At 65.9% G+C, this 8,061-nt stretch carries 7 protein-coding genes; all 7 read right to left on the bottom strand.

Going from position 1 to position 8,061, the window contains the following annotated elements:
* Positions 1-792: pyruvate kinase (locus B8115_RS06745; RefSeq protein WP_010627010.1), on the bottom strand; the 792-nt coding region annotated here is incomplete at its 3' end.
* Complete coding sequence (locus tag B8115_RS06740) at positions 789-2,093, bottom strand: glycerate kinase (RefSeq protein WP_141638539.1); 1,305 nt, start codon at positions 2,091-2,093, stop codon at positions 789-791. The genes B8115_RS06740 and B8115_RS06745, both read right to left, overlap by 4 nt.
* 220 nt (positions 2,094-2,313) lie before the next feature.
* Positions 2,314-3,201 carry a 2-hydroxy-3-oxopropionate reductase gene (locus tag B8115_RS06735; protein WP_010627008.1) on the bottom strand — a complete coding sequence of 296 codons (888 nt, stop codon included), beginning with the start codon at positions 3,199-3,201 and terminating at the stop codon, positions 2,314-2,316.
* Positions 3,202-3,408: 207 nt separating this feature from the next.
* On the bottom strand, positions 3,409-4,188 hold the full coding sequence (hyi, locus tag B8115_RS06730; protein WP_010627007.1) for a hydroxypyruvate isomerase: 780 nt from the start codon (positions 4,186-4,188) through the stop codon (positions 3,409-3,411).
* A gap of 201 nt (positions 4,189-4,389) precedes the next feature.
* Positions 4,390-6,165, bottom strand: coding sequence for a glyoxylate carboligase (gene gcl / locus B8115_RS06725; RefSeq protein ID WP_010627006.1), 1,776 nt, complete (start codon positions 6,163-6,165; stop codon positions 4,390-4,392).
* Between the two features lie 184 nt (positions 6,166-6,349).
* Positions 6,350-6,835, bottom strand: coding sequence for an ureidoglycolate lyase (locus B8115_RS06720; protein WP_010627005.1), 486 nt, complete (start codon positions 6,833-6,835; stop codon positions 6,350-6,352).
* A gap of 202 nt (positions 6,836-7,037) precedes the next feature.
* The gene (locus B8115_RS06715; protein WP_010627004.1) at positions 7,038-7,871 is read right to left on the bottom strand and encodes a bifunctional allantoicase/(S)-ureidoglycine aminohydrolase; all 834 of its coding nucleotides are present in this window, start codon (positions 7,869-7,871) and stop codon (positions 7,038-7,040) included.
* Positions 7,872-8,061: the final 190 nt, after the last annotated feature.

Below are 8,061 nucleotides of genomic sequence, written 5' to 3'. Positions count from 1 at the left end.
TTCCACGCCGAGATCGCCGCGGGCCACCATCACCGCCTCGCTGGCCTCGATGATACCGTTGAGCGTTTCGTCGTCGGCTACCGCCTCGGCGCGTTCGAGCTTGGCGACCAGGCCGATCTCCTTGCCCGCTTCCCCGAGCAGGCGACGGGCTTCGCGCATGTCTTCGGCGTGGCGCGGGAAGGAGACGGCAAGATAGTCGACGCCGATCTCGATGGCGGTCTCGAGATCGGCCTTGTCCTTGTCAGTGAGGGCCGGGGCCGAGAGCCCGCCGCCCTGCTTGTTGATGCCCTTGTTGTTGGAGAGCTTGCCGCCGGTGACCACGATGGTATGAACCTGCTGCCCCTCGATGCGCTCGACGTCGAGCACCAGGCGGCCGTCGTCGAGCAGCAGGCGGTCGCCGGGGGCGACGTCGTCGATCAGCTGCTTGTAGTCGCAGCCGACGCGGCTGGCGTCGCCGGCATCGCTGTCCAGCGCCATGTCGAGCACGAAGGGCTGGCCCACCTCAAGGGTCACGGCGCCGTCACGAAAGCGGGCGATGCGGATCTTGGGCCCCTGCAGGTCGCCCAGGGCGGCCACGCTGCGCCCCAGGCGGTCGGCAATCTGACGCACGGCGATCAGGCGGCGGCGGTGGTCGGCGGCGCTGCCGTGGGAGAAGTTGAGGCGCACCACGTCGACGCCGGTGCGGATCATGGCTTCCAGCACACCCTCGCGGTCGCTGGCCGGGCCAAGGGTGGCAACGATCTTGGTGCGGCGGATGGGGGCATGAATGGGAGCGTGTGGCGGAAGCGTCATGGTGTCCTCGGCAAGACCAGGATGGCACGGAAGTCGTTGACATTGGTGCGGGTCGGACCGGTGACGATCAGTCGATCCAATGCCTGGAAGAAAGTATACGCGTCGTTGCGTGACAGGTAATCGGCCGGCTGCAGCCCCTGCTCACGGGCATGGGCCCAGTCGTCGGGCGAGAACAGCGCACCGGCGTTGTCCTCCGAGCCGTCGATACCGTCGGTGTCGATGGCCAGGGCATGAATCCCCTCGGCGCCGGCCAGGGCCTCGAACAGCCCCAGCAAGTACTCCACGTTGCGCCCACCGCGCCCGTCGCCGTGCACGGTGACGCTGGTCTCGCCGCCGGAGAGAATCAGCAACGGCGCTTCGATCTCATCGCGTGCCTCCAGCGCCAGGCGCGCCTGGGCACGGCCCAGCTCGCGGGCCTCGCCTTCCAGGTCGTCGCCCAGCACCTTCACCGTCACACCGGCCGCTTCCGCCGCGGCCCGAGCAGCTTCCAGAGCATCATGAGCGCGGGCCAGGGTCACGCTGTCGTCACGCGCGAAGGCCGCGTCGTCGGGGGAAGGCGCTCCCTGGGCCTGCTCCAGATGGCGGCGCACGTGGTCTGGTATCTCGATGGCGTAGCGCTCGAGCACCGCCAACGCATCGGCCGGGGTCGAGCGATCCGGCAGAGTCGGCCCTGAGGCGATCTGCGTGGCCACGTCGCCGGGAATGTCGGAGATCAGCCAGGTCACCACCTGGGCGGGGTGTGCCGCCGCCGCCAGGCGCCCGCCCTTGATCGCGGAAAGGTGGCGGCGCACGGTGTTCATCTGCCCGATCGGCGCGCCGCAACGCAACAGCTCGCGATTGATGGCCTGCTTGTCGGCAAGCGATATGCCCTCGGCGGGCAGCGTCATCAGCGCCGAGCCGCCGCCGGAGATCAAGGCGATCACGCGGTCGTCCTTGCCCAGCTCCGCGACCGCCTCGAGCATGCGCCGGGCCGCCTTCTCGCCCAGATCGTCGGGCATCGGGTGGGAGGCTTCGAGCACCTCGATCACCTCACACTCCTCAGCATGACCGTAGCGAGTGACCACCAGGCCGGTGAGCGGCGCATCGGGGCAACGCTCCTGCCAGGCGCGCTCCAGAGCCGCGGCCATGGAAGCCGCCGCCTTGCCGGCACCGACCACAACGGTGCGCCCGGGGGGTGGATCGGGCAGCAGATCGGCGACCAGAGAATCCGGATGCACGGCAGTCACGGCCACGTCGGCAAGCCGACGCAGCCATGTCGCCATGTCTGTCGTGTGGTCCAGGGAAGGAAGTTGTTGTGACATGGGCACACCTCGAACGGATGACAGCAACGACGGTAACAGCAGGGTAGGCAGGAAAAAAGCCCGGCGGCGGGCGGGTTCCAACTGGGGATCCCGCCGCCGGGTGCAAGGGCCGCTGGCGCGGCCGGTTGGCAGGCGACGGCCTGACGCCTGCCAGGAGGGAACACCGGCTCTCCGTCTGCGCGACTGGCTGGCAGGGTGCTGCCTCCTCAGGTGGGACGGATCAGCTGCCCACCTCGTGATCGGCCAGGGCCTCCAGGGCACGCAGGATGCCGGCGTGATCCCAGTCTTCACCGCCATGCGCAACACAGGCCTGGAACAGCTGCTGGGCATTGGCGGTGCCGGGCAGCGCCAGGTTGAGGCTGCGCGCGCCTTCCAGGGCCAGGTTGAGGTCCTTCTGGTGCAGCTTGATCTTGAAGCCCGGGTCGAAGGTGCGCTTGATCATGCGCTCGCCGTGCACGTCGAGGATCTTCGACTGGGCCAGGCCACCGAGCAGCGACTCGCGCACCTTGGCCACGTCGGCACCCGCCTTCGAGGCGAACAGCAGGCCTTCGGCCACCGCTTCGATGGTGAGCGCCACCACGATCTGGTTGGCCACCTTGCAGGTCTGGCCGGCGCCGTGGCCGCCGATGTGGGTAATGGTCTTGCCCATCACTTCGAGGATCGGACGGGCACGCTCGAAGCCTTCCTGAGTGGCACCGACCATGATGGTCAGCGCGGCGTTGATGGCGCCGCCCTCGCCGCCGGAGACCGGCGCATCGACGTACTCGCCGCCGGCTTCATGGATGCGCTTGGCGAAGCCCTGGGTGGCGATGGGGGCGATGGAGCTCATGTCGATCACCAGGGTGCCCGGCTTGAGCCCTTCGACGACGCCATTCTCACCGAACAGCACCAGTTCCACGTCGGGGGTGTCCGGCACCATAGTGATGACGACCTCGGCCTGCTCGGCCACCGCCTTGGGGTTGGCCGCCACCCGAGCGCCCTTCTCAGCCAGCTCGCGGGGAATGGCGCTGCCGTGCTCGACGGTGATGATCTCGTGGCCGGCATCCAGCAGATGCCCCGCCATGGGACGGCCCATGATGCCGAGGCCAATGAAACCGATCTTGCTCATGATGATTCTCCTTTCAGCTTGTCTTTGTCGTTGCAACCTTGCCCGGCGGCTGTCGCATATGACGTCGCCACTCGGGGCTGATCCGTCGACAGGCCTGCGAGGAGGCGCTGTGAACCCATCCCTGGGCGCTACTTTTGCCATCCCTGGCAAAAGACCTCCTCTTCGGCCTGTCCCCGGCGCCCCTCGTCAAAAGTGCTGCAGCAATTTTCAGCCGCGGGCCTGATCCAGCCAGCCCAGACCTTCACGGGTCGTCGTCTTGGGCTTGTACTCGCAGCCGATCCAGCCGTCGTAGCCCAGCCGGTCGAGATGAGCGAACAGGAACGGGTAGTGGATCTCGCCGGTGCCCGGCTCATGGCGACCCGGGTTATCGGCCAGCTGCACGTGAGCGATGCTATCCAGGTGTTTCTCGATGGTCGGCGCCAGATCGCCCTCCATGATCTGCATGTGATAGATGTCGTACTGAAGCTTGAGGTTGTTACTGCCCACCTCGTCGAAGATCGCCAGGGCCTGCTCGGTGCGGTTGAGGAAGAAGCCCGGAATGTCGCGAGTGTTGATCGGTTCGGCCAGCAGCAGGATGCCGGCGGCTTCGAGCTTCTCCGCAGCGTAGCGCAGGTTCTCCACCAGGGTGCGCCGCGCCTGCTCCAGGCTCACGCCCTGGGGCTGGATACCGGCCAGGCAGTTGACCTGCTTGCAGCCAAGCACCGTGGCGTAGTCGATGGCCTTCTCCACGCCGGCACGAAACTCCTCGATCCGATCCGGGTGACAGGCGATACCACGCTCACCGGCGCCCCAGTCGCCAGCGGGCAGGTTGTGCAGTACCTGGGTCAGGCCATGCTCGTCGAGCCGCGCCTTGAGCTCGACGGCGGAATAGTCGTAGGGAAAGAGGTACTCGACGCCCTTGAAACCGGCCTCGGCGGCGGCCTTGAAGCGGTCGAGGAAATCCTCCTCGGTGAACAGCATGCTGAGGTTGGCGGCAAACTTGGGCATGGTTGTCTCCTTGGTTCGTGGCCAGGACTCGCGTGTCTGTCCGGGGCTGACCCGGCGACAGAACTGCGAGGAGGCGCTGTGAACCCTTCCATGGGCGCTATCTTCGCCATCCATGGCGAAGAACCTCCTCTACGTCCTGTTCCCGGCGCCCCTCGGCGCGGCCTGCCAATCGATCGAAACGATGAGTTCTCGCAGCGTTTATTAAGTAAGCTGAGCAATCGAGGTGGGCGCATCCGCCCCCTCGTCGGCCAGCGCCTCGAACTCGTTGATGGCGTCGAGATCGGTCCCCATGGCGATGTTGGTCACCCGTTCGAGGATCACCTCCACCACCACCGGCACCCGGTATTGGGCCATCAGCTCGCGGGCCTCTTTCAGGGCGGGCACGATCTCGTCCGGCCGGGTGACGCGCAGGGCCTTGCAGCCGAGCCCCTCCACCACCGAGACGTGGTCGACGCCGTACTCGTTGATCTCCGGGCAGTTGACGTTCTCGAACGAGAGCTGCACGCAGTAGTCCATGTCGAAGCCGCGCTGGGCCTGGCGGATCAGCCCCAGGTAGGAGTTGTTCACCAGCACGTGGATGTAGGGCAGGTTGAACTGCGCCCCCACGGCCAGCTCTTCGATCATGAACTGGAAGTCGTAGTCGCCGGAGAGCGCCACCACTTCCGCACTGGGGTCGGCCTTGCACACGCCGAGCGCGGCGGGAATGGTCCAACCCAGCGGGCCGGCCTGGCCGCAGTTGATCCAGTGACGCGGCTTGTACACGTGCAGGAACTGAGCGCCGGCGATCTGCGACAGGCCGATGGTGCTGATATAGCGGGTGTTCCTGCCGAAGACCTTGTTCATCTCCTCGTAGACCCGCTGCGGCTTCACCGGCACCTCGTCGAAGTGGGTCTTGCGCAGCAGGGTGCGCTTGCGCTCCTGGCACGATTCGGCCCAGGCGCTGCGATCCTTGAGCGTGCCCGCCGCCTTCCTCTCGCGGGCCAGCTCGACGAACAGCTCGAGCGCCGCCTTGGCGTCGGAAACGATGCCGTAGTCGGGACCGAAGATGCGCCCGATCTGAGTCGGCTCGATGTCGACGTGAACGAATTTCCGTCCCTTGGTGTAGGTCTCGAGGTTGCCGGTGTGGCGGTTGGCCCAGCGGTTGCCGATACCCATCACAAAATCGGATTCGAGCAGCGTGGCGTTGCCATAACGGTGCGAGGTCTGCAGCCCGACCATGCCGGCCATCAGCGGGTGGTCGTCGGCAATGCTGCCCCAGCCCATCAGGGTGGGGATGACCGGCACACCGTTGAGCTCGGCGAACTCCTGGAGCAGCTCGCTGGCGTCGGCATTGATGATGCCGCCGCCGGCGACTATCAACGGCCGCTCGGCCTCGTCGAGCATGGCCATGGCCTTCTCCGCCTGAGCGCGGGAAGCGCGCGGTTTGTAGGCCGGCAGCGGCTCGTAGGTGTCCGGGTCGAACTCGATCTCGCTCATCTGCACGTCGATGGGCAGGTCGATCAGCACCGGTCCCGGCCGCGACGAACGCATCAACTGGAAGGCCTGCTGGAAGGCGCGCGGCACCTGGGCCGGCTCGAGCACGGTGACGGCCCACTTGGTCACCGGCCCGGCGATGGCCTGGATGTCGACGGCCTGGAAGTCCTCCTTGTGCAGCCTGGAGCGAGGCGCCTGGCCGGTGATGCACAGGATCGGGATGGAGTCCGCGCTGGCCGAATAGAGTCCGGTGATCATGTCGGTACCGGCGGGGCCGGAGGTGCCGATGCAAACGCCGATGTTGCCGGCCTGAGTGCGGGTGTAGCCCTCGGCCATGTGCGAGGCGCCCTCGACGTGACGCGCCAGCACGTGATCGATACCGCCGACCTTGCGCAGGGCGGCGTAGAACGGATTGATGGCGGCGCCGGGCACGCCAAAGGCCACGTCGACGCCCTCCTTCCTGAGCACGTGAACGGCGGCTTCTGCTGCGGTCATTCGAGCCATGACGGTTCCTCCCGTGGGTGGCCTTGTTCTTGTGGAGAGTTGTTTTTGGAAAATATTTCTATATATCGAGATTAGAAGCCGCAACCCGCCTCGTCAACACATACTGGAAAATATTTTCATAAATTCATTTAGGCACAAAAAACCCAGGCCAAAACAGCAGCCTGGGTCATTCTTTCCCGTCGGGTCAGAGCGTGATGCGCAGCGCCAGCGGATGCTCGTCGCAGTTGTTGCCCTCACCGCCGCGATCCACCACCAAGAACTCCCCTTCGCGCTCCAGCACCGACTGGATGGCGTGCCAGGTGCCGGCGCGATAGTTCACGCCCTGGCGGCCGTCGGTGACGAAAGCGCGCACCTCGGCCGGGTCGATGCTGTCGCCCGGCGGCGCCACCACGATCACGAAGCGCTCCTCGTGCAGCGGCATGAAGGCCTGGCTGCCCTGGGGGTGACGTTCGAGGAAGTCGAGTTCCAGCGGGATCGACACCGGCTGACTGACGAAGATGCTGATCAGCGCCCTCGCCTGCTCGCCCAGGGTCTCGACCTTGGCCAGGTCGTGGTAGCGCCGGGTGCGTCCGGCGTTGATGTGAAAGTAGTCCGCTGTGCGGGTGTCGATGACGTCACCGAAGGGCGCGAAGGCCTCAGGCGTCAGCGGCTCGGCTTTGAGTTCCAGCATGTTAGCCCCTCGATTCATTCGGCAATCAGCCTATTCATCGGGGCTGATCCGGCGGCAGGCCTGCGAGGAGGCGCTGTGAACCCATCCCTGGGCGCTACTTTTGCCATCCCTGGCAAAAGACCTCCTCTCCGGCCTGCCCCCGGCGCCCCTAACGTCGCTGAGATCGGAAAACTCGGCGACGTTACTGCAAGCCCCCTGCGCCTCAGCGAGTACCCAGCCGCAGCGCCGCGTGACGATTCACGTCCTTATAGAGCAAATAGCGGAACGTCCCCGGCCCCCCGGCGTAGCACGCCTGCGGGCAGAAGGCGCGCAGCCACATGAAATCGCCGGCCTCGACCTCGACCCAGTCCTGATTGAGATGGTAGACCGCCTTGCCCTCGAGCACGTAGAGGCCGTGCTCCATGACGTGGGTTTCGTCGAAGGGGATCACCGCCCCGGGCTGGAAGGTGACGATGTTGACGTGCATGTCGTGGCGTACGTCGTTGGGATCGACGAAGCGGGTGGTGGCCCAGCGCCCCTCGGTGCCCGGCATGGGGTTGGGTTCGAGGTCGTTCTCGTTGACCACGAAGGCCTGCGGTACGTCGATGCCCTCGACGAATTCGTAGGCCTTGCGCACCCAGTGGAAGCGCACCGGCGCATCCGATTCGTTGCGCAGCTGCCAGTGGCAGCCCGGCGGCAGGAAGGCGTAGCCGCCCGGCACCAACTGGTGGCGCTCGCCGGCGATGGTCAGAGTCATCTCTCCTTCTACCACGAACAGCACACCCTCAGCGGCGGGGTCGAGCTCGGGCTTCTCGCTGCCACCACCCGACCCCACTTCCATGATGTACTGGGAGAAGGTCTCGGCGAAGCCAGAGAGCGGACGCGCCAGCACCCACAGCCGGGTCTGCTCCCAGAACGGCAGGTTGCTGGTCACGATGTCGCCCATCACGCCCTTGGGAATGAAGGCGTAGGCCTCGGTGAACACCGCCCGGTCGGAGAGCAATTGGGTCTGGGGCGGATGCCCGCCGTGGGGGGCGTAATAGGTGCGGTTGGTCATGAGCGGCTCCTCATAGGCGAAATCGGCCTAGGCATAGGCCAAAAAAACGTCCTTTCATGACTTGTGAAACTAACGTCTCACAAGTAACGTGTCTAGCAACTTTCGTTTCATTCGACGGCACAAGAGGGCTATCGGCATGTCCTTCCCCCATGCCCACCCGCCGAAGGTTGCAACGGCTCGCAGCGTCCCT

Origin of the sequence: Halomonas sp. KM-1 (genome assembly GCF_000246875.1) — a bacterium.
GTDB lineage: Bacteria > Pseudomonadota > Gammaproteobacteria > Pseudomonadales > Halomonadaceae > Halomonas > Halomonas aerodenitrificans.
The sequence above is the reverse complement of the archived record's forward strand: the minus strand, read 5'-3'. Positions and strand labels throughout refer to the sequence as shown.